Below are 20,801 nucleotides of genomic sequence, written 5' to 3'. Positions count from 1 at the left end.
CACGCTCAAAGGGAGTTGAGGAGAGTGGCGTTACTCACACAATAATCCTCCAGGCTTAAAGATGATTTAAGTCTGTAACCCTAAAATTCCCCGCTATTACGGCTAGATTAACGCAGAATGACCCTTATTGTGTGCAAACTCACAATCAGATACAACTATCTATAGTGATTCACTGTAAACATCTTGTTATCAATTTACTGTAAAAATCTAATTTACTGTCAACCTTGGAGTCTGTTTTTTATGCAAAATTTTGATAAAAACGCCATCATTGATGCGGCGAATGCCTTGCCGGGGCGACTTACATCAATGCCGGTCGCCACCCGCCATGCCGTTAATGGTCATTCCATGACATATATACCGGAGGGAATGGACGTTGCCTTCTTCGCAATGGGCTGCTTCTGGGGAGCCGAACGCTTGTTCTGGCAACAGCCTGGCGTCTATAGCACCGCAGCAGGTTACAGCGGTGGCCATACGCCGAATCCAACCTATCATGAAGTTTGCAGTGGCCGTACAGGCCATGCTGAGGTGGTTCGTGTTGTTTTTGATCCCGCCGTCATCAGCTATCAGCAACTATTGCAGATTTTCTGGGAAAATCACGATCCAGCACAAGGGATGCGTCAGGGCGGTGATGTCGGGACACAATATCGCTCAGCTATTTATATCCTGACACCAGAGCAGGAAGAACAAGCTTACAAGAGCCGGGAACTGTTCCAACAAGCCATGGAAAAAGCCGGTGATCATCGCATGATTACCAGTGAAATTGCTGTTGCCCTGCCGTTTTACTATGCCGAGGATGACCATCAGCAATATTTGCACAAAAATCCGCATGGATACTGTGGTCTTGGTGGTATTGGCGTTTGTATGCCGCCTAACGTGTAAGGCTAGCGGCGCTCTCATCGCTGCTGCTATACTGTGTGGGCTGTTCACTCAGCCCAATGACCACTTTCTGCCATTAGCTTGAATTCAAACGCTGTTCTGTACACAATCATGGGGCTTTATATAGGCCTTGTTCTGTGCCTAAGCAGTATCTTGGTTTTGATATAATACCTTGATATTTAAAAGACATACTGAAACAAGATAATAGTGTGACCCTTCCTTATGATCGCCGGCGCTATCGTCGGTACGACACGGATAGATTATGTTAAATAGTATCTTACTGATTCTTTTTTTAATTGCAGTCAGCGCCTTCTTCTCACTATCAGAGATTTCATTGGCGGCTTCACGCAAAATTAAACTAAAACTGCTGGCGGACGAGGGCGATACCAACGCCTTACGGGTACTGAAACTGCAAGAAACGCCAGGGATGTTCTTCACCGTGGTCCAAATTGGCCTGAATGCCGTCGCCATTCTTGGTGGTATTGTCGGTGATGCCGCCTTCTCTCCTTCGTTCAAACTCGTTTTTGAGCGCTTTATGGCCCCTGAGTTGGCCGATCAAGCCAGTTTCGTTTGTTCTTTCGTGTTGGTGACCAGCTTATTTATTCTGTTTGCTGATTTAACCCCGAAACGCATCGGTATGATTTCACCTGAAGCGGTTGCCGTCCGGATCGTCAACCCAATGCGCTTCTGTCTGATGATTTTCCGCCCATTAGTCTGGTTTTTCAATGGGATGGCAAACCTTATCTTCCGCCTATTTAAATTGCCCATGGTCCGTAACGATGACATCACTTCCGATGATATCTATGCCGTGGTAGAAGCAGGGGCACTCGCTGGGGTGCTGCGTAAGCAAGAGCATGAGTTGATTGAAAACGTCTTTGAGCTGGAGTCGCGAACCGTTCCTTCCTCCATGACTTCACGTGAAAACGTGATTTATTTTGATCTGCGGGAAAGTGAAGACAGTATCAAAGATAAAATCTCCACACATCCGCACTCAAAATTCCTGGTGTGTGATGGTCACATTGACCAAGTGGTAGGTTACGTTGACTCTAAAGACTTACTGAACCGCGTATTAGGTAACCAGAGTCTGGTACTCAGTAGTGGCGTACAAATCCGTTCAGCCCTGATTGTGCCAGATACGTTGACACTTTCAGAAGCGTTGGAGAGCTTTAAAACCGCGGGTGAAGACTTCGCCGTGATCCTCAACGAATATGCTTTAGTTGTTGGGATAATTACGCTGAATGACGTAATGACCACGTTGATGGGCGATTTAGTTGGTCAGGGGCAGGAAGAGCAAATTGTTGCCCGCGATGAAAATTCATGGCTGATTGAGGGCGGTACACCGATTGAAGATGTCATGCGCGTACTGCATATCGACGATTTCCCACAATCGGGCAATTATGAAACTATCGGCGGCTTTATGATGTATATGCTGCGTAAAATTCCTAAGCGAACTGATTTTGTTAAGTATGCGGGTTACAAATTTGAAGTGGTCGATATTGATAGCTACAAGATAGATCAGCTACTGGTGACAAGGCTCAGTGACCAGCCAGCGCCAATCCTGCCAAAAGCACCGCACGAAAGCAGTGACGCCTAGCCACCGCTGAATAAATTGTGAATACTGCAAACATGGCGGCCCCTAAGTTGGGGCCGTGATTAAATCTGTTAGGGTGGGCAAGTGCCGCTAACACCGCTGCGGCTTCAAGTAAGCAGTGTATCGGCCTGCAAACGCAACACTTGCCGATTAACCTCCGCCATCACTTCAAAATGCCGCTTATCCTTAACTTTAGGGACTAAAATCCTACCGTTATCGAACTCAAAAGCCCCCATGTCTTTGATATACAACCGACCACGGAATAGCGTTTTGACATACATGGCAACTTTAGCCGGGTTATAACGCTGGAAGATCCTCATTGTTTTATTTTCCTCCCATCACATCAATACTCCCCTTCGAACCTTAGCGACCAAGATCACAGGCCGTGTAAGATAATTGCTCAATTTTAGATTTGAAGTATGGGGCTTAGTTCCCCCAAAATCAGTCATAGATGCTGAATTTACAGAATATTACAGATTCATTGAGCAAAAATGAGACTTGGTAACAGAATAACCTTCTAATAATTGTTGGAAATTAATTAGACTACTGAACAGGACAGACCTCTGATCTGGACCTATTATTGAAAAACTTACCTACTTTCAGGGGTAAGTGCCCTACGTCATTATCCACACGGATATATCTACAAGGACATGATATGATAAAAAATAGTCTGCTTATAATATCGATGATATTCACACCTCTACTGGTATCGGCCCATAACATCCAGGATAACCAACGCGTGCCGCCAGTTGGCGTCAGTGATAAAGGTGAGCTGGATTATGATAAGACCACTGATCAGTTTAACTATAAAAGCTGGAATAGCTCACAATTGCCCGGCAAAGTCCGAGTCATTCAAAGCATCGCTGGCCGTACTTCAGCCAAAGAAATGAATGCCCCGCTGATTGATGCCATCAAGCAAGCTAATCTGCCACGCGAACGTTACCAAACGACGACAATCGTCAATACTGATGATGCAATCATCGGGACAGCCATGTTTGTGCGTAACAGCATTGAAAGTAGTAAGCGTGAATTTCCTTGGTCGCAATTTATTATCGACAGTAAGGGAAATGTAGCAAAAGCTTGGGGGTTAGCGGAGAAAAGCTCTGCTATTGTGGTGCTGGATCCACAAGGAAACGTCAAATTTGTAAAAGATGGAGCACTGACATCAGCGGAGGTGCAGCAGGTCATCGACCAACTGCACCAACTTGTGCAGCAATAAATCTAAAATAGCGAAACTCTGAAACCGGGGTTCAAGAAAGATTCTCGTGGGGTATAAGACAGTGTCTTTCCCTGCCAATCGTGTACTTGCGCCCCGGCAGCGATGGCGACTGCATGCCCGGCCGCCGTATCCCAGATGTTAGTTGGCCCAAAACGTGGGTATAGTTGTGCTTTCCCTTCTGCCACCAGACAGAATTTAAGTGATGACCCCACTGAAATGGTTTGATGCTCACCCAATTGTGATAAATAGTCTTCCAATTCAGCATCGCTGTGAGAACGGCTCACCACGACCAACGGAGGCTGGGCATCACGAACCTGAATCTGCATACGCCTGCCACACTCTTCTTTCCAAGCCTGCCCATTCGCCGCACTGTACATCACCTCGGTTACCGGTATATACACCACTCCCATCACCGGTTCACCTTGTTCAATCAAGGCGATGTTGACGGTGAATTCACCATTACGATTGAGGAACTCTTTGGTACCGTCCAGCGGGTCAACCAGCCAGTAACGTTGCCAGTGTTGGCGCACATCCCAAGCAGGTGGATCCTCTTCAGACAGTAGCGGAATATCAGGGGTTAATCGCGCCAACCCAGCTTTGATAATCTGATGAGCCGCCAAATCAGCTGCTGTCACCGGTGAATCATCCTTTTTATGCGCGATATCAAGGGGTTTGTCGCCCTGATAGACCGCCATAATCGCCACGCCTGCCTCGCGGGCCAACTGGCTAATTTGCTCTAACATCATCCCCCCTTGGTATTATCCGTTATGTAGAATATTGCTAGTCAGAGTGCACCAAATTAATTAGTTTTCTCTCTTGAATTAATCGTTTCTATTGAATTAATTGTTTCTATTGAATTAATTGTAGCTCTTGCGTCCCTTTTACCGACTCTCTATTTATTTTAGAACGCAAAGCCAATATAAAAACTGATCATCTCAAGACTGAACATCAATCTGAAGACTAATAACATTCCCGATAAATAGCCATATTTGTCAGGAAACTGCTTATAAAACATCTGCAGCAACTGTGAGCGTCTACGCGTTATCTCATTAAATTTTCTGCCAAACTTCACACTTTGCTTTAGCAATTAATTAAAAATACATATTCTTTTGCGATACATATCGAATATACACCAAGTACGAAGGGTATAGTTTTTAATGGAAACCCACGATGGAGAAAGCCATGTTCAAGCGTCCGCTGACGTTATCCCTCCTTGCCAGCCTGATTGCTGTCGCGACATCACTGTCTGCTGCCACTGTTGATTTGCGGGTACTGGAAACCACCGACCTACACAGCAACATGATGGATTTTGATTACTACAAGGATAAACCCACGGAAAAATTTGGGCTAGTACGCACTGCCAGCCTGATTATCGTGGCCCGGCAACAAGCTACTAACAGCGTGCTAGTGGATAACGGTGACCTGATCCAAGGGAGTCCGCTTGGTGATTATATCGCGGCTAAGGGATTGAACGACGGGGAGATTCATCCGGTCTATAAAGCGATGAACACGCTGGATTATACGGTCGGCAATATTGGTAACCATGAGTTTAACTATGGGCTGGACTACCTTAAAAAATCACTGGCAGGAGCAACGTTCCCGTATGTTAACGCCAACGTGATTGATGTGAAAACAGGTAAACCCTTGTTCCAGCCTTACCTGATCGTCGATACCCCGGTGAAAGATCGTGACGGAAAGAGCCATAACCTGCGGATCGGATACATTGGTTTTGTGCCACCTCAAGTGATGATCTGGGATAAAGCGAACCTGAGTGGCAAAGTCACGGTAAACGATATCACTGAAACCGCCAAGAAGTGGGTACCGGAGATGCGTGAGCAAGGGGCTGATCTGGTTGTTGCTATCCCGCACTCTGGTCTTTCCAGCGATCCTTATAAAACTATGGCTGAAAATTCAGTTTATTACCTTAGCCAAGTTCCGGGTATCGATGCCATCATGTTCGGCCACGCACATGGCGTGTTCCCCAGCAAAGATTTTGCCGCCATTAAAGGTGCGGATATCACTCAAGGTACCTTAAACGGTATCCCGGCAGTGATGCCTGGCCAATGGGGTGACCATTTAGGTGTAGTCGATTTTGTCCTGAATAATGATCAGGGAAAATGGCAAGTTATCGATGCCAAAGCAGAAGCCCGCCCTATCTATGATAAAACAGCACAAAAATCACTGGCGGCAGAAAATGCCAAGCTGGTGGAAGTACTGGCAGTTGATCACCAAAGCACCCGTGATTTTGTCAGCCAACCGATCGGTAAAGCATCAGATAACATGTACAGCTATCTGGCACTGATCCAAGATGATCCTACCGTGCAAATTGTAAATAACGCCCAACGCGCGTATACCGAACATTTTATTCAAGGTGACCCTGACTTAGCTGACCTCCCGGTACTGTCTGCCGCCGCGCCGTTTAAAGCCGGTGGCCGCAAAAATGATCCAACCAGTTTTGTTGAAGTAGAAAAAGGGGAACTGACCTTCCGTAACGCCGCCGATTTGTACCTTTACCCAAATACGTTAGTTGTCGTGAAAGCCAGTGGTGCAGAGGTTAAGCAGTGGTTAGAGTGCTCCGCCGCACAATTTAATCAAATCGATATTAACAGTAGCAAACCGCAATCGTTGATTAACTGGGATGGTTTTCGTACTTATAATTTCGATGTTATTGATGGCGTTGAGTATGAAATTGATGTCAGCCAGCCTGCCCGTTACGATGGCGAATGTACGCTAATCAACGACCAGGCAGAACGCGTTAAAAACCTAACATTTAACGGTAAGCCTATCGATCCGAAAACCACATTCCTAATTGCCACCAATAACTACCGCGCTTACAGCGGTAAGTTTGCCGGTACCGGTGATAACCATATCGCTTTCGCGTCACCAGACGAAAACCGAGCAGTACTGTCTGCTTATATCAGTGCTGAAACCAAGAAAAATGGGCAGGTCATTCCGCAAACCGACAACAATTGGCGTCTGGCACCCCTTGAGAGCAAGCAGCCTTTGGATATTCGTTTTGAGACTTCGCCAACCGCTAAGGCCGCTGAGTTTATTAAACAAAAAGCACAATACCCAATGAAATTACAGGGTACTGATGAGGTAGGTTTCGACGTTTACCAAATCGATTTGCAGAAAAAGTAATCTCTGGCTGCAGCGCCTTACTGTGCGCTGCCGTCACCCCGTAATACCCACTTAGAGTTATATCACAATCTATAACATGTATTTATTATACATGTTATAGGTATATAATTACTCAATGAGGTGTCATTATGGATTACCGCAATCAGTCTCTGGGCGCTCTGGCTATCGCTATTCCTCGGGCCACAAAATTATTCCGTCAATATCAGCTTGATTTCTGCTGTGGCGGCAAACAAACACTATTACGGGCAGCCAATAAGCTGAATCTGGATATTGATGCGCTGGAAGCACAACTGAGTACATTGCAAACCGAGCCTCAATCATCTGAAGATTGGCAACAACAGCCACTGACAAATCTCATTAATTTTATCATCAGCCGCTACCATGATCGTCATCGTGAACAGCTACCAGAATTGATTCTAATGGCTGAAAAGGTTGAACGGGTACATGGCGAGAAACCCGCATGTCCTCGTGGGCTGGCCGCAGAACTCAGTGCAATTTTAGAAGAGTTGACTCAGCATATGTATAAAGAGGAGCAGATCCTGTTCCCAATGATCCAGCGAGGTATGGGTTCTCAGGCCAGTGGGCCAATATTTGTGATGGAAGCGGAGCACGATGCGGTTGGGCAACAATTAGAAGTGGTAAAACAACTCACACAAAATGTGACGCCACCAGAAGGGGCCTGCAATACCTGGCGGGCGCTTTACACCGGTATCAATGAATTCATTACTGACCTGATGGAACATATTCATCTGGAAAACAATTTACTGTTTCCCCGCGCGCTAAAAGGCGAATGATTCACTAGACATTTATTCTTACCGTAAATAAATGCCAAAGGGTGACATGGTGTCGCCCTTTGGCATAATTTGTACCAAGAAATTACAGAATTTCCAGCAGTTCCACTTCAAACATCAAGGCGCTGAACGGTGGGATTGTTGCACCAGCACCACGCTCGCCATAAGCCAGATTGTGCGGAATATACAGCTTCCATTTAGACCCTACAGGCATCATAGACAGCGCTTCGATCCAGCCTGGGATAACACCACTGACTGGGAATTCTGCTGGCTGACCACGCTCAACAGAGCTATCAAATACCGTACCATCAACCAAACGACCGGTGTAATGCACACGCACACGGTCCTGACGGGATGGGATCGGGCCGTCACCTGCCTGCAACACGGAGAACTGCAAACCAGACTCAGTGGTAGTCACATCATCACGTTTGGCATTTTCTTCCAGGAAGGTTTTCCCTTCGTCTACCAACGCCTGCTGGCGCTCAACACGGACTTTATCTGCTTTTTCGTGCACTTCTTGTAACGCGCGATGTATCACATCAACAGGGACAGTCGGTGCATTCCCTTCCATCGCGTCACGCAAACCTGCCAACAGTGCCTCTGGCAATAAACCTTCCAGACCGGATTCTTGTAATTGCTGCCCGACCTGTAAACCAATCCCGTAGCTCGCTTGCGCTTCAACGCTATCAAAAGAAGGGGTTGTCATGAATTTTCCTTTAGTCACTAATCAAGTTGAAGCGGCAAGCATAACAGCAGCGAGGGAGTTCGGTAAAATCTTGCATCGTGAATGATGACTTTTGTCGAATAAAAAGAAACAATGATGGCTGGCTAATGGGAAATACCCCACTTAGGTATCATTATTCCCCCTGTCTTTCTGTATCAGTCAGTGAGTAAACTATCCTCAAAGCCATAGCGCAGCGGCCAAGGAGTTAACAGCTCAGATAGTTAATAGTCTAAGGCTAGACAGTTAATAGGCTATATACTTAGAAGCCTATGGGCCTGCCGACCATCTGCGGTATCCATTTTTATTTTACGTCGTTGAAGAGAGGTCACCATGGGCAGAATCGCGCCCAGGAGAAGGAAAAATAATCGGGTTTATCAGCCACTGCTACACAGTTGGCTAACTATCAGGCAGAAGGTCTTCCCGGATGCGAAAAATACTGATGAGCAAAACCTGATATCCGAAATCAGTGCACCAGAGCAGAGGGTGGATCCTAATAACGTGACAGAACCTGCGCTAACGTCCACACAAAGAAAAGGCGTTCAGAGCATTAAAGGACTGTGGCTAAAAATCTGGCACCTGCCGGACAGTTTTCAGTGGATGGAGCCGCTGCCTTTCTTCCACCGCCGCTGGGTTATTATCGCTACCGCTGTATTGCTGCTGGCACTGCTGTGGCCCGCTTCCCGTGATAATACTAACCTGTCCTTCCCAGTTAGTGTCCCAGCGACCAGCGTGCCACTACAGGCCCAATTACAGGACAATAATGACGCACCAGTCCCGCCCAAAGTCTCCACTCCTGAGACTACACAAGGAAACTGGCAGAGCTATCAGGTCCAGACGGGTAAAACCCTGGCGCAACTGTTCCGCGACAATAACCTGCCAGTCAACGATGTTTTTGCCATGGCTCAAGTCGAAGGCAGCGATAAACCGCTGAGTAACCTGAAGGCCGGGCAAGAGGTCAAAATCATGCTGGACGCACAAGGTGTGGTAACCGCACTGGCGATTGAAACCTCAGAGAGCACTGAAGTGCTGTTTTCCCGACAAAACGATGGTAGCTATCGTCGCGAACATTAATCGCTATGATGGCTTGCTATCCCTATCTACCCTGTGATCTTCTTTATTATTGTCACTCTCTCTCGTTCAAATTAGGTTATTTCCTGGATAGTTATCGCTATCTGCAGGCAGATAACCGTATTTATAAGGAGAGAGAGTAATGATGAAATATCAATTATCCTTTGTGTTACTACTCACGCCATTGGGCGTATTTGCTGAACAGCATTGTCCGGTAATTGATGCAATTAAGCAGATCGGAGGAGTCTATACGGCGCAGGCTACTAGTGGCGAAAAGTGGGTTGGTATCTTGCAAGGGCCACCTCCCCAAGAGAGCGGGATTAAGCGTTTCAGTGAGGCGTTATTGGTGGTTGAAGGTGAGAACAATAAAAACAGCGTCACCGGGCAGGGAAAGTTTCAAAAATGCACTTATGATTTGCAGGCCGAAGGCATACAGCTCGATATGTACTATGGCGGTACAACCTGGATAGCATCCGTCAGTGGAAAACCACACTGGGAATATGAAAAAGGGGGCTTTTTTGAAATTTACACCTGTTCAAATGTGGCACCTGAAGACTGTAAATTTGATATTTTAGTACCGGGGCCAGCATCTCGATGATACCGATAACCCAAAAGCAAAACGCCAGCACCAGGCTGGCGTTTTAACAGGTCACAGCAGCGTAACTTACGCTTCTGGAACCACAACTACGTTCAGTTTCGCGAACACGTCGCTGTGTACTTGGAAGTGAACTTCATGCTCACCTGTGGTACGCAGAACGCCATTCGGCAAACGAACTTCGCTCTTGGCTACTTCAACGCCAGCTGCAGTTACAGCGTCAGCGATGTCGCGAGTACCGATAGAGCCGAACAGTTTGCCTTCATCCCCTGCTTTAGAAGAGATAGTGACGCTAACCAGTTCGTTAATTTTGGTTGCGCGAGCTTCTGCAGCAGCCAGAACGTCAGCCAATTTGGCTTCCAATTCAGCACGGCGTGCTTCAAAGAACTCTACGTTTTTCTTTGTTGCTGGAACAGCTTTACCCTGTGGAACCAAGAAGTTACGAGCATAGCCCGCTTTTACGTTGACTTGGTCACCCAGGCTGCCCAGGTTTGCTACTTTATCAAGCAGAATAACTTGCATTACCTTATCCTCTCAAAGTCGTTAATGGACAGTGGCCGATTACTGATGACGATCAGTGTACGGCAACAAAGACAGGTAGCGTGCGCGCTTGATACAACGGGCGAGCTGACGCTGGTATTTTGCACGAGTACCGGTAATACGGCTCGGGACAATTTTACCACTTTCAGTGATATAGTTTTTCAGCGTAGCGATATCTTTATAATCAATCTCTACAACGCCTTCCGCGGTAAAACGGCAGAACTTGCGACGACGGAAATAACGTGCCATTTGGCTAGTCTCCAGAATCTATAAATTCAATCTGCTCGGCATGCAGAACCAATTTGTTCAGCCCATTGCGACCTTGATGGCAGCTAATGAAGCCTTCAACGGTTAACTGACTACCGACCGTTATGCTGTGAGTTAATGCTTGTGACTGCTGTCCGCTAACAACTATGGGCATTCTGCACCATGTCTGTCGGCTAAATCCGGCTTCCTGCTGTGTTGATCGATGCTCAAGCACAAATTGACAATGCGGAATACCAGAAGGACTTACTTTTCGAACCGGTGTCTTGCACACAGTGCCAGAAAGTACCAGACGATTAGTGGTCACCACGGCAATTACTCTTCAGAATCCCCAGCTTCAGAATCATCATTGGCTTCTGACGCGAAGTCGTGACGCTCACGGCGTTCGTCTTTCGCTTTAACCATTGGTGATGCTTCAGTTACCGCGTGCTTAACGCGCATAACCATGCTACGGATAACGGCGTCGTTGAAGCGGAAGTTTGTTTCCAGCTCATCGATCGCTTCCTGCGGAGCTTCAACGTTCAACAGAACGTAGTGGGCTTTGTGCAGTTTATTGATCGGGTAAGCCAGCTGACGGCGGCCCCAGTCTTCCAGACGGTGGATCGTACCAGCAGCATTAGTGATGGTTGCACTATAGCGCTCGATCATGCCCGGAACCTGTTCGCTTTGGTCAGGATGGACCATAAAAACGATTTCGTAATGACGCATCGATTATTGCTCCTTACGGATTATTCAGCCTCCTGATAGGGTCAACCGCGGCCCATGGAGGCAAGGAACGTGTTTGTGTGCGGCTGAAAAATGACGCGTAACTATACTTGTGGGCGGTCGGAAACTCAAGGGCTGTGGGGGATTTATTCCTGTTATGACTATGAGCAAGCTTAAACCGCATTTTTTGTTCACTGCCCGTGATCGTGGAGATAGCGCTATTTTTTGCTAAATTTACCAATAAAATCATAACCAAACCACCAGAGGGCTCTTTTGTTGCTCAATAAAACCCATTCAAACCAACAACAAACCTCGATGACTCGCTTTTAAGCAACCAGGATACCCCGTATCAGAGACGGGGGTTTTATAAATACTGGGTAAAAAAATCACTTCCGGCACTCAACGCTGTAGGGGTGATTTTATGCCCTATCCCAACTTCGGTAATATATGTCAGATTATTATCACGCCCACTGGCTCGTAATGCCTGCACCAAACGCGCACTTTCCGCCGCCGGAACAACATCATCAGCCTCGCCATGCCAAACCAATAGTGGCCGCTCAGCAATTTTTTCTAACTGATGAGTCAGATCATAATCCGCTAACGGTGCCAAACGACGCTCAAACTCCAGTTGGCTTACCTCCCGACCTGCATCCAGTGGTGGAAACAGCGAGTGTGCCAATGAAGTAAAGTAGCCTGAACCCATAAAGTCTGCGGCCACACGGATCCACGGATAGCGGGCAAAAACCCCCAACGCCGTCATTCCTCCCATTGACGCACCCGCAACTCCAATACGTTCACTTTCAATCAATCCAGCCTGTTGATAATGTCGTTTCAAGTCTGGCAGTTCATCAATGTTGGACTTTAAAATCTCCCAGAAATGAGATAGCCGCTGTGTTTCATTACCATTAAAACGGGCGCCATGCATATCCGCATCCGGTGCAATAGTGCGAAACCCTGCCTGCGCGAGAGCATAGGCGAAATAGGAGTAAACCTCTTTTGACGAGGTGTAGCCGTGGTAGAAGAAAATGGTCGGTAACGGTTGCTGGCGTTGACCTACAGGGGCAGAATGTATCACCTCAATACCATTAATATTTTCCAGCAACATCTCAATCATGGCAACAATCCTTGATTAACTGATACAAACAACGATTAACTGATACCAACGCTCATGCACTTCAAGTGTGAAGGGGAGTGGATAAATGCAGTGTGCCAAAACTCAGATATAAAGTCTTAAATCAATTTCTTCCAAGATATATACCCTGCCTACTTGGCGTTACACCCGAGTCACTGGCGAAGAGGCAATGATGAATATAAAACGCGCGATGATTTTCTTGCTGCTCACTCTGGGGCTGTCCGGTTGCAACACTTTCTACATCACACCAGTTCCACCACCGGCCATTCAGCCTTACGCACAGGAGATCACCCGCGCCCAGAGCCTCACGTTACAAAAGGTGGGGACGGTTTCAGCGCAGGTATACGGTAGCCCAGGAGATGTTGAAACCGAAATTCAGCGCAGGGCCAATGCCAGCGGGGCACCTTACTACTTGATTGTGATGATATCAGACAGCGTCTACCCCGGTATTTGGTATGCCAATGCTCTGTTGTATCGCTAATGTGCGCCCGTTGCTCGCTCTAGTAACCGCGCACAAGTCTCCTCTGGCAACATATATTGCTCACTATGATCCAGTGTCATCCGGCACCAGGCGTCAGCCAACCGTGGTGATGCAAAGCGCAGTAACTGAGATGCACAACACAGGTCAAAAAGTTGCTGAGTCAACGCTCGCCCTTGCTCTTCCTTAGGATTCTTCAGCCGTTGTTGCAGTTGCCGCCAGGCACGGTCAAAGAGCCGGTTCTGCCCGCGTACCGGGTAAAACTCTTGTTGGAGCATCTCGATCGCAGTTGGCAATTTGCGTAATGTCCGCAAAACATCAAGACACATAATATTGCCTGAGCCTTCCCAGATGCTGTTCACCGGCATCTCACGATAGAGTCGTGGCAACTCACTCTGTTCGCAATAACCGATCCCACCAAGCACTTCCATCGCTTCTGCCACAAACGCGCTGCCCTGCCCACACACCCGATATTTAGCGGCTGGTGTCAGTAGGCGGCTGAATATCTGCTCATGAACCTCACCAGAGGCCTCCCATGCACGGGCTAAACGTAACAGTAACGCCGTGTGCCCTTCCAGACGTAATGCCATGCGGCTCAATACTTGTCGCATCAAGGGCTGGTCTACCAATGCTTTACCAAAAGCCTGACGCTGTAAGGCATGATACAAAGCGACAGAGAAAGCGCGCCTCATCAGCCCATGGCTCCCCAGTGCGCAATCAAAGCGGGTATAACCGCCCATTTTCAGAATTTGTCGAATACCGTCACCTTCCTCCCCCAATAGCCAGGCAGTGGCATTATCAAACTCTACTTCACTACTGGCATTGGAGCAGTTGCCGAGCTTCTCTTTCAGGCGCTCCAATCGGATGGCGTTGTGGGTCCCATCCGGGAGTATTTTGGGCAGAAAGAAGCAAGATAGGCCGCCCTCAGCCTGTGCCAATACCAAATGCGCGTCACTTTGTGGCACTGAAAAAAACCATTTGTGGCCGATCAACCGATAGGCTTCACCATGCCCACGAATACTTAATGGCGCTGCACGTGTGGTATTACTTAAGACATCGGAACCACCCTGTTTCTCTGTCATTCCCATGCCAATCAGTAAACCCCGCTTCTGATTACCTAAAGATAAATGGGGGTCATAGCGATCAGACAGCAGCGGTGATAACCAGTTTTGAAAGAGGGGAGGAAGTGTATGTTGTAGCAGTGGGATAGCACCAAACGTCATGGTTACCGGACATAATGTTCCCGCGTCTACCTGAGCATGTAGGATGAAACGTGCAGCACGGGCCACAAAGGAGCCGTTCCGAGCATCTTCCTGCCAAGGGAGATTATGCACCCGATGATGGGTCAAGCCTTGCATTAATACATGCCATGCTGGGTGAAACCGCACCTGATCCAAGCGCTGCCCAGCACCATCATAGCGTAATAATTCTGGCGGATTAGCATTTGCCAGCCGCCCCAATTCAAGTGACTCCAACGAACCGAGCTGTAATCCGATCAGAGAGAGATTCCCTCCATCCCAACCCGCATGTTCCCGAACCACCGCTTCCCGTAAAGCCAAGTCAGACAGAAACAAATTACTGTTCGACAAAGGCTCTGGCTGATTGAAAACCAAATGAGTCTGCCAATCCATACCTTTCCCCATTTCGGGACTCCCCTGAAGACCATATTCATAAGTCAGGGTTAAGTATGGTACAGGCGGGGACTTTTGCTGGCAGGCATATCACAAACAGAGAAAAACACCTGATAGCCTACGTATAAACTGCGTACATTCCCTACAAAAAGCCAACATGCAAAGATGTTGGCTCAGATTGCTGACAAACCCCGATGACTCGATTTTAAACGGTGAGGATAGGCAGGGGAAAGCCGTATCTAAGGGCGCTTCGACAGGCTATCAGGCTTTCAATCCACGCTGGCGCACAACTTCAAATAAACACACACCTGTTGCGACAGAAACGTTGAGGGAAGAGACACTCCCGGCCATTGGAATACTGATCAGCTCGTCGCAGTGTTCGCGGGTTAAGCGGCGCATACCCTCACCTTCCGCCCCCATCACCAGTGCCATAGGACCGGTCATTTTGCTTTGATACAGGGTGTGATCGGCTTCACCCGCCGTCCCCACAATCCAGACGTTATGTTCCTGTAATACTCGCAAGGTACGTGCCAAATTGGTTACTTTGATCAATGGCACGTTCTCAGCCGCACCACTCGCCACTTTCTTAGCAATCGCATTTAGCTGTGCTGAGCGATCCCGTGGCACGATAACCGCATGGACCCCCGCGGCATCTGCACTACGTAAACATGCCCCCAGATTGTGCGGATCGGTTACGCCGTCCAACACCAGCAGGAAAGGTATTTCGACACTTTCCAGTAGCGCAGGCAAGTCATTTTCCTGATACTGACGCCCTTCACGTACCCGTACCACGATCCCCTGATGGACTCCCCCTTCAACCTGTGAATCCAACCACTGACGGCTGGCCACCTGAATAACTAAACCGGCTGCTTCCAGCTCTGCGATTAGCGGTTGCAAACGTCGATCGTCTCGGCCTTTCAGAATAAAGACTTCCAGAAAACGCTGCGGATCACGTTCTAATAGGGCTTTAACGGCATGAATACCGTAAATAATTTCGCTCATGATGCTCTTTTACATGTGTTGGCAGACAATATGACTTACCCACCAATAATTAAATTATATGCGGGCGACAAAAGCCGCCCGGCAAGTAGCACACCATTACTGATCGCTAGTTACTGATCGCTAGTGGTTTTTTTCTTCGCTCGTTTGGCTTTGGTCGCCGCAGCAATTTTTTTGGTCTTAGCCGAGGCTCTTTTTGCCTTCGCCTTGGCTTTCTTCTCAGCTAAGGCTTTATCATCTGGCTTAGCCGCCGCAGCATCTGGACGGAACGCACTGTCCGGCTCGAAGTTTACCGGTTTTTTAGCTCGACGTGGACGTTTTTGTCCACCCGCAGCTGGCGCACCATCACGGCGCGATGAGCCGGATGAAGAGCCACGACCTGTTGAATTACTGCGTAATGTACGCTGGCCGCTATTTTTCGCCTTATCACGGGCGGTCTTGCCTTCACCACGTGGCTTGCGGGTACTGGAGACCAGAGCAAAGTCAATTTTACGCTCATCCATATGAACCGCATCGACTCGAATCTCCACGGTATCCCCCAGCCGGTAAACCACACCGGAAGATTCACCGATCAGCCGCTGGCCAATGTTGTCGTAACGGTAGTAATCGTTATCCAGACTGGAGACATGCACCAGACCATCGATAAAGAGATCATCCAAACGCACGAAGAAACCAAAGCCTGTCACACTGGCAATAATACCGGTGAAGACATTACCGACCTGATCTAGCATAAAGTCACACTTCAGCCAGTCAGCGACATCGCGGGTTGCTTCATCCGCTCGGCGCTCGGTCATTGAGCAGTGTTGGCCCAATTGCAGCATATCTTCGAAATCGCTATGCCAGCCCCCCGTAGGTGTCCAGCGATCTTTTAAATTACCGTGCTCTTTGGCTAACTGGTACTTAATGGCCCGATGCATTGCCAAATCAGGGTAACGACGAATAGGTGAGGTGAAATGGCCATAAGAAGCCAACGCCAAACCAAAGTGACCCCGGTTTTCTGGATCATAAACCGCTTGTTTCATGGAACGTAGCAACATGGTTTGCAACATTTCATGATCGGGGCGGTCAGAAATTTCATCCATCAACACTGAATAATCTTTTGGTTGTGGCTTCAGCCCGCCCCCTAATGTCAGCCCCAACTCATTTAGCACACTGCGCAATGCCACAATATGGTCATCGCTTGGGCGGTCATGCACTCGGAACAACGCCGGTTCTTCGTGTTTTTCCACAAAACGCGCCGCCGCGATATTCGCCAGAATCATGCACTCTTCAATTAGCTTATGAGCATCATTACGTACCGTTGGTTCGATACGTTCGATGCGCCGCTCAGCATTGAAGATAAATTTAGCTTCTTCTGTTTCGAAAGCAATGCCACCTCGTTCTGCGCGCGCCTGATCCAGCACTTTATACATCGCGTGCAGCTCTTCCAGATGCGGAACCAGTGGCTTATATTGCTCACGCAGCGATTCCTCACCATCTATAATCCGCCACACCTTAGTATAGGTCAGACGGGCATGGGAGCTCATTACCGCTTCGTAGAACTTATAAGACGAGAGTTTGCCCTGCGAAGAGATGGTCATCTCGCACACCATACACAGGCGGTCTACCTGCGGATTAAGGGAGCAAAGGCCGTTTGATAACACTTCCGGCAGCATCGGTATCACTTGCGATGGGAAGTAGACCGAGTTACCACGGCTCCGGGCTTCGTCATCCAATGCAGTTTGAGGACGCACATAATAGCTGACATCCGCAATCGCTACCCACAACCGCCAACCGCCGCCACGTTTCTTCTCGCAATACACTGCATCATCGAAGTCGCGGGCATCTTCACCATCAATAGTAACCAGAGGCAGATCGCGTAAATCTACCCGCCCCTTTTTCGCTTCTTCCGGTACTTGTTCTTTCAGATCCGCGACTTGTTTTTCAACCTGAGGTGGCCAGGTGTGCGGGATTTCATGGGTCCGCAATGCGATATCCACCGCCATGCTGGTGCCCATATTCTCGCCAAGTACTTCAACAATCTTACCGACCGCTTTAGTACGGCGAGTTGGCCGCTGAGTCAATTCGACTACAACCACAAAGCCCATCCGCGCACCACAGATAGCATCTGGTGGAATCAAGATATCAAAGCTCAGGCGACTGTCATCCGGTACAACAAAGCCCGTACCTGCATCGGTAAAGTAGCGACCCACGATCTGGCTGGTTTTCGGGACCAATACACGTACGATACGCGCTTCACGGCGGCCTTTACGGTCAGCCCCAACCGCTTGTGCCAATACGACATCACCATGAATCGCCATTTTCATCTGTTCTGCGGAGAGATACAGATCATCTTTACTGCCTTCAACCCGCAAAAAGCCATAGCCATCACGGTGACCAATAACCGTACCGCGCAGTAAATCCAAACGCTCTGGCAGGGCGTAGCACTGACGACGGGTGAAGACCAATTGCCCATCACGCTCCATCGCACGCAAACGACGGCGTAGCGCCTCTAAAGGCTCTTCACCGGTTAAATTAAGTTCATTGGCCAGCTCTTCACGGCTGGCAGGTGTCTCGCGCTTCGCGAGATGAGCCAAAATAAATTCCCGGCTAGGGATCGGTGACTCATATTTCTCTGCTTCTCGTTCCAGGAATGGATCTTGTGACATTGAGGTTCCTCCGTTGTCAGCAGCAGGTTGCTATACCCATCGTCTTTCAAAGTGCAGGTGTGTTGGCTGCTCTCAATCACCCGAATCACTGACTTGAAGCTGCCTTTACTTGAATAGGCTGCCCTCTGCAGGCCAACGCAAACCAACGATAAAATAGCTTATAACCCATTTTGTCGTTGGCTTGCTGCCTACCTGAAACTCCAAGCTCTTTGGGTATATCTCTTAAATTATTAAGTAAAAAACCTACTCAACAAGTAATAGCTTGTAGAGTGGGGAATTATCTTTAACCATGTCTGCCAAAGTATAGTTATCCAACTCTTTAAGGAAACTCTGTACCGCCTGATTAAGCACTTGTTTCAGACGGCAAGCAGGTGTTATATGGCAAAAATCACTACTGCAATTCACCAAGGAGAGTGGTTCCATTTGGCGTACGACATCACCAATCAGGATCTGATCAGCTGGCTTACCCAGCCGTATGCCACCATTTTTACCACGCACAGCGGTTACCAGCCCTACGCGGCTCAACTGATTGATTATTTTAACCATGTGATTGCGAGAGACACCATAAACCTCAGTTACCTGAGAAATACTGGTCATTTGGCCATCAGGCAACGAGGCCATATAAATCAGTGCTCGCAAACCATAATCAGTAAAACTTGTTAATTGCACATATACCCCTGAGTATCCATTTACCCGGCTTACACCCATCTGAAATGACAACTGTTAGATAGGTGATAAATGCGATTCTAAGTGCTATTTAGAAAACTTATACTTTGAATGATAAACCAGCCACAAAGCCTGTGACTAATCATTTAGTTGAAGGGTAGTTTTTTTGATGTAAAAACGACTTACCGAGGGCAACCATACCATACCGATTAAACAATAAGCTGACCGATTAAACAATAAGCTGGATGTATTAGACAATAAACCGGACATCAGCCCGGTTTATTGTTTCGAACACAAATATACGCGTTAACCCCGTACATTTTAATGCCTGTATCTCATTAATGATGATAACTTGGCCGTAAGCCAGTTAATCATGCATCAAATGGATCACGCAGGATCATGGTTTCATCACGATCAGGGCCGGTAGAGATGATATCAATCGGCACACCTGTCAGCTCTTCTACACGTTGAATGTAGTTCAGGGCTGCCTGTGGCAACTTACTGTGTTCCTTCACACCAAAAGTGGTTTCTGACCAACCTGGCATGGTTTCGTAGATTGGCTCGATACCTTCCCAGCCTTCTGCAGCCAGTGGCGTTGTATCAACTTCGCGGCCATCAGGCATGCGGTAGCCAACACAGAGCTTCACTTCTTTCAGACCATCCAGCACATCCAGTTTGGTCATGCAGAAACCAGACAGGGAGTTGATCTGCACTGCACGGCGAACGGCAACAATATCCAACCAGCCAGTACGACGGCTACGGCCTGTGGTCGCGCCATATTCGTTACCTTGCTTACGTAAGAACTCGCCGGTTTCATCGTTCAGTTCGGTAGGGAATGGACCTGCGCCTACACGAGTAGAATAGGCTTTTACGATACCCAGCACGTAATCAACATAACGTGGGCCCAGGCCAGAACCTGTCGCTACGCCACCCGCAGTGGTGTTAGATGATGTGACATACGGATAAGTACCGTGGTCGATGTCCAGCAAGGTGCCTTGTGCGCCTTCGAACATGATCAACTCGCCTTGCTTACGGGCATTGTCCAACAATTCAGAAACATCAACTACCATGGCAGTCAGAATATCGGCGATAGCCAATACATCATCCAGCACTTTTTGGTAGTCAACTGCGGCTTCTTTGTAGTAATGCACCAGTTGGAAGTTGTGGTATTCCACAATTTCTTTCAGCTTGATAGCGAAGGTTTCTTTATTGAACAAGTCACTGACACGCAGACCGCGGCGAGCAACTTTATCTTCATAGGCAGGGCCAATACCACGACCGGTAGTACCGATAGCTTTTGCACCACGTGCTTTTTCACGCGCATTATCCAGAGCCACATGATAAGGCAGGATCAACGGGCATGCTTCGGAGAGTAACAGTCGCTCACGAACAGGCACACCGCGCGCTTCAAGCTCTGTCATCTCTTTCATCAACGCGTCAGGAGCCAGTACAACACCGTTGCCGATGATGCTGGTTACGTTTTCACGCAGAATACCTGAGGGAATTAAATGAAGAACGGTTTTCTCACCGTTTATAACCAAAGTATGGCCCGCGTTATGGCCACCTTGATAGCGCACAACATATTTAGCCCGTTCAGTCAGCAGGTCAACGACCTTGCCCTTACCTTCGTCACCCCATTGGGTGCCCAGTACGACGACGTTCTTACCCATCTCAAAAATCACCAGGTTGCTTAAAAAAGGATTCTAACATCTCATACGGCGGCTTTCAGTACT

General features: G+C 48.1%; 21 protein-coding genes. 8 read left to right on the top strand and 13 right to left on the bottom strand.

Annotated elements, in window-relative coordinates; all coding sequences use genetic code 11:
* Nucleotides 1–240: 240 nt before the first annotated feature.
* A complete protein-coding gene (msrA, locus tag AC971_RS13165) occupies nucleotides 241–879 on the top strand; it encodes a peptide-methionine (S)-S-oxide reductase MsrA (protein WP_025382391.1) in 639 nt (212 codons plus the stop codon).
* Between the two features lie 259 nt (nucleotides 880–1,138).
* Nucleotides 1,139–2,470, top strand: a complete 1,332-nt coding sequence (paeA, locus tag AC971_RS13160; RefSeq protein WP_002210164.1) for a polyamine export protein PaeA — start codon at nucleotides 1,139–1,141, stop codon at nucleotides 2,468–2,470.
* Nucleotides 2,471–2,574: 104 nt separating this feature from the next.
* Here paeA and AC971_RS13155 read toward each other — a convergent pair whose 3' ends face one another.
* The gene (locus tag AC971_RS13155; RefSeq protein WP_025382390.1) at nucleotides 2,575–2,787 is read right to left on the bottom strand and encodes a DUF1107 domain-containing protein; all 213 of its coding nucleotides are present in this window, start codon (nucleotides 2,785–2,787) and stop codon (nucleotides 2,575–2,577) included.
* Nucleotides 2,788–3,122: 335 nt separating this feature from the next.
* Here AC971_RS13155 and AC971_RS13150 point away from each other — a divergent pair, with 335 nt between their 5' ends.
* The gene (locus AC971_RS13150; protein WP_025382389.1) at nucleotides 3,123–3,686 is read left to right on the top strand and encodes a YtfJ family protein; all 564 of its coding nucleotides are present in this window, start codon (nucleotides 3,123–3,125) and stop codon (nucleotides 3,684–3,686) included.
* A gap of 2 nt (nucleotides 3,687–3,688) precedes the next feature.
* Here AC971_RS13150 and cysQ read toward each other — a convergent pair whose 3' ends face one another.
* On the bottom strand, nucleotides 3,689–4,429 hold the full coding sequence (gene cysQ, locus AC971_RS13145) for a 3'(2'),5'-bisphosphate nucleotidase CysQ (protein ID WP_025382388.1): 741 nt from the start codon (nucleotides 4,427–4,429) through the stop codon (nucleotides 3,689–3,691).
* Nucleotides 4,430–4,856: 427 nt separating this feature from the next.
* Here cysQ and AC971_RS13140 point away from each other — a divergent pair, with 427 nt between their 5' ends.
* Both AC971_RS13140 and ytfE read left to right on the top strand, forming a co-directional pair.
* Nucleotides 4,857–6,827 carry a bifunctional 2',3'-cyclic-nucleotide 2'-phosphodiesterase/3'-nucleotidase gene (locus AC971_RS13140; protein ID WP_025382387.1) on the top strand — a complete coding sequence of 657 codons (1,971 nt, stop codon included), beginning with the start codon at nucleotides 4,857–4,859 and terminating at the stop codon, nucleotides 6,825–6,827.
* Between the two features lie 128 nt (nucleotides 6,828–6,955).
* Nucleotides 6,956–7,621: an iron-sulfur cluster repair protein YtfE gene (gene ytfE / locus AC971_RS13135; protein ID WP_025382386.1), complete on the top strand. Its 666-nt coding sequence runs from the start codon at nucleotides 6,956–6,958 to the stop codon at nucleotides 7,619–7,621.
* Nucleotides 7,622–7,703: 82 nt separating this feature from the next.
* Here the strand turns inward: ytfE and AC971_RS13130 are convergent, their stop codons facing one another.
* Nucleotides 7,704–8,324, bottom strand: a complete 621-nt coding sequence (locus tag AC971_RS13130; protein ID WP_025382385.1) for a BamJ family beta-barrel-assembly machinery protein — start codon at nucleotides 8,322–8,324, stop codon at nucleotides 7,704–7,706.
* A 348-nt stretch (nucleotides 8,325–8,672) separates the two neighbouring features.
* Between AC971_RS13130 and AC971_RS13125 the strand changes: the two genes are divergently transcribed.
* Together AC971_RS13125 and AC971_RS13120 are read left to right on the top strand one after the other, a co-directional pair.
* Nucleotides 8,673–9,413: a LysM-like peptidoglycan-binding domain-containing protein gene (locus AC971_RS13125; RefSeq protein WP_025382384.1), complete on the top strand. Its 741-nt coding sequence runs from the start codon at nucleotides 8,673–8,675 to the stop codon at nucleotides 9,411–9,413.
* A gap of 139 nt (nucleotides 9,414–9,552) precedes the next feature.
* The gene (locus AC971_RS13120; RefSeq protein ID WP_025382383.1) at nucleotides 9,553–10,008 is read left to right on the top strand and encodes a DUF3757 domain-containing protein; all 456 of its coding nucleotides are present in this window, start codon (nucleotides 9,553–9,555) and stop codon (nucleotides 10,006–10,008) included.
* Between the two features lie 66 nt (nucleotides 10,009–10,074).
* On the opposite strand, the gene rplI is transcribed toward AC971_RS13120, so the two are convergent.
* The 5 genes from rplI to yjfP form a co-directional block, all read right to left on the bottom strand.
* On the bottom strand, nucleotides 10,075–10,527 hold the full coding sequence (gene rplI / locus AC971_RS13115) for a 50S ribosomal protein L9 (protein ID WP_025382382.1): 453 nt from the start codon (nucleotides 10,525–10,527) through the stop codon (nucleotides 10,075–10,077).
* Between the two features lie 39 nt (nucleotides 10,528–10,566).
* Entirely contained in the window at nucleotides 10,567–10,794 is a 228-nt protein-coding gene (gene rpsR, locus AC971_RS13110; protein WP_002210155.1) for a 30S ribosomal protein S18, read from the bottom strand.
* Nucleotides 10,795–10,798: 4 nt separating this feature from the next.
* A complete protein-coding gene (gene priB / locus AC971_RS13105) occupies nucleotides 10,799–11,119 on the bottom strand; it encodes a primosomal replication protein N (protein WP_002210154.1) in 321 nt (106 codons plus the stop codon).
* Nucleotides 11,120–11,124: 5 nt separating this feature from the next.
* Nucleotides 11,125–11,517, bottom strand: a complete 393-nt coding sequence (gene rpsF, locus AC971_RS13100) for a 30S ribosomal protein S6 (RefSeq protein ID WP_002210153.1) — start codon at nucleotides 11,515–11,517, stop codon at nucleotides 11,125–11,127.
* A gap of 361 nt (nucleotides 11,518–11,878) precedes the next feature.
* Nucleotides 11,879–12,628 carry an esterase gene (gene yjfP / locus AC971_RS13095; RefSeq protein ID WP_025382381.1) on the bottom strand — a complete coding sequence of 250 codons (750 nt, stop codon included), beginning with the start codon at nucleotides 12,626–12,628 and terminating at the stop codon, nucleotides 11,879–11,881.
* 187 nt (nucleotides 12,629–12,815) lie between these two features.
* On the opposite strand from yjfP, the gene bsmA reads away from it, so the two are divergent.
* On the top strand, nucleotides 12,816–13,127 hold the full coding sequence (bsmA, locus tag AC971_RS13090) for a biofilm peroxide resistance protein BsmA (RefSeq protein ID WP_025382380.1): 312 nt from the start codon (nucleotides 12,816–12,818) through the stop codon (nucleotides 13,125–13,127).
* Here the strand turns inward: bsmA and AC971_RS13085 are convergent.
* The 5 genes from AC971_RS13085 to AC971_RS13065 form a co-directional block, all read right to left on the bottom strand.
* Nucleotides 13,124–14,755, bottom strand: coding sequence for an isovaleryl-CoA dehydrogenase (locus tag AC971_RS13085; RefSeq protein WP_038402515.1), 1,632 nt, complete (start codon nucleotides 14,753–14,755; stop codon nucleotides 13,124–13,126). The genes bsmA and AC971_RS13085 overlap by 4 nt on opposite strands.
* 261 nt (nucleotides 14,756–15,016) lie before the next feature.
* Nucleotides 15,017–15,757, bottom strand: a complete 741-nt coding sequence (gene rlmB / locus AC971_RS13080; protein ID WP_025382378.1) for a 23S rRNA (guanosine(2251)-2'-O)-methyltransferase RlmB — start codon at nucleotides 15,755–15,757, stop codon at nucleotides 15,017–15,019.
* 110 nt (nucleotides 15,758–15,867) lie between these two features.
* Entirely contained in the window at nucleotides 15,868–18,402 is a 2,535-nt protein-coding gene (gene rnr, locus AC971_RS13075; protein ID WP_025382377.1) for a ribonuclease R, read from the bottom strand.
* Between the two features lie 243 nt (nucleotides 18,403–18,645).
* On the bottom strand, nucleotides 18,646–19,071 hold the full coding sequence (gene nsrR, locus AC971_RS13070; protein WP_025382376.1) for a nitric oxide-sensing transcriptional repressor NsrR: 426 nt from the start codon (nucleotides 19,069–19,071) through the stop codon (nucleotides 18,646–18,648).
* 368 nt (nucleotides 19,072–19,439) lie between these two features.
* On the bottom strand, nucleotides 19,440–20,738 hold the full coding sequence (locus AC971_RS13065; protein ID WP_025382375.1) for an adenylosuccinate synthase: 1,299 nt from the start codon (nucleotides 20,736–20,738) through the stop codon (nucleotides 19,440–19,442).
* Nucleotides 20,739–20,801: the final 63 nt, after the last annotated feature.

The organism is Yersinia similis (assembly GCF_001053095.1).
Classification (GTDB): Bacteria; Pseudomonadota; Gammaproteobacteria; order Enterobacterales; family Enterobacteriaceae; genus Yersinia; species Yersinia similis.
Note: the sequence above shows the minus strand (reverse complement) of the source record. Positions and strands in the feature narration are given on the sequence as shown.

Coding starts and splice junctions, on each gene's coding strand:
- msrA (WP_025382391.1), top strand. CDS start 241: ATGCAAAATTTTGATAAAAACGCCATCATTGATGCGGCGAATGCCTTG.
- paeA (WP_002210164.1), top strand. CDS start 1,139: ATGTTAAATAGTATCTTACTGATTCTTTTTTTAATTGCAGTCAGCGCC.
- AC971_RS13155 (WP_025382390.1), bottom strand. CDS start 2,787: ATGAGGATCTTCCAGCGTTATAACCCGGCTAAAGTTGCCATGTATGTC.
- AC971_RS13150 (WP_025382389.1), top strand. CDS start 3,123: ATGATAAAAAATAGTCTGCTTATAATATCGATGATATTCACACCTCTA.
- cysQ (WP_025382388.1), bottom strand. CDS start 4,429: ATGTTAGAGCAAATTAGCCAGTTGGCCCGCGAGGCAGGCGTGGCGATT.
- AC971_RS13140 (WP_025382387.1), top strand. CDS start 4,857: ATGGAGAAAGCCATGTTCAAGCGTCCGCTGACGTTATCCCTCCTTGCC.
- ytfE (WP_025382386.1), top strand. CDS start 6,956: ATGGATTACCGCAATCAGTCTCTGGGCGCTCTGGCTATCGCTATTCCT.
- AC971_RS13130 (WP_025382385.1), bottom strand. CDS start 8,324: ATGACAACCCCTTCTTTTGATAGCGTTGAAGCGCAAGCGAGCTACGGG.
- AC971_RS13125 (WP_025382384.1), top strand. CDS start 8,673: ATGGGCAGAATCGCGCCCAGGAGAAGGAAAAATAATCGGGTTTATCAG.
- AC971_RS13120 (WP_025382383.1), top strand. CDS start 9,553: ATGATGAAATATCAATTATCCTTTGTGTTACTACTCACGCCATTGGGC.
- rplI (WP_025382382.1), bottom strand. CDS start 10,527: ATGCAAGTTATTCTGCTTGATAAAGTAGCAAACCTGGGCAGCCTGGGT.
- rpsR (WP_002210155.1), bottom strand. CDS start 10,794: ATGGCACGTTATTTCCGTCGTCGCAAGTTCTGCCGTTTTACCGCGGAA.
- rpsF (WP_002210153.1), bottom strand. CDS start 11,517: ATGCGTCATTACGAAATCGTTTTTATGGTCCATCCTGACCAAAGCGAA.
- yjfP (WP_025382381.1), bottom strand. CDS start 12,628: ATGATTGAGATGTTGCTGGAAAATATTAATGGTATTGAGGTGATACAT.
- bsmA (WP_025382380.1), top strand. CDS start 12,816: ATGATGAATATAAAACGCGCGATGATTTTCTTGCTGCTCACTCTGGGG.
- AC971_RS13085 (WP_038402515.1), bottom strand. CDS start 14,755: ATGGATTGGCAGACTCATTTGGTTTTCAATCAGCCAGAGCCTTTGTCG.
- rlmB (WP_025382378.1), bottom strand. CDS start 15,757: ATGAGCGAAATTATTTACGGTATTCATGCCGTTAAAGCCCTATTAGAA.
- rnr (WP_025382377.1), bottom strand. CDS start 18,402: ATGTCACAAGATCCATTCCTGGAACGAGAAGCAGAGAAATATGAGTCA.
- AC971_RS13065 (WP_025382375.1), bottom strand. CDS start 20,738: ATGGGTAAGAACGTCGTCGTACTGGGCACCCAATGGGGTGACGAAGGT.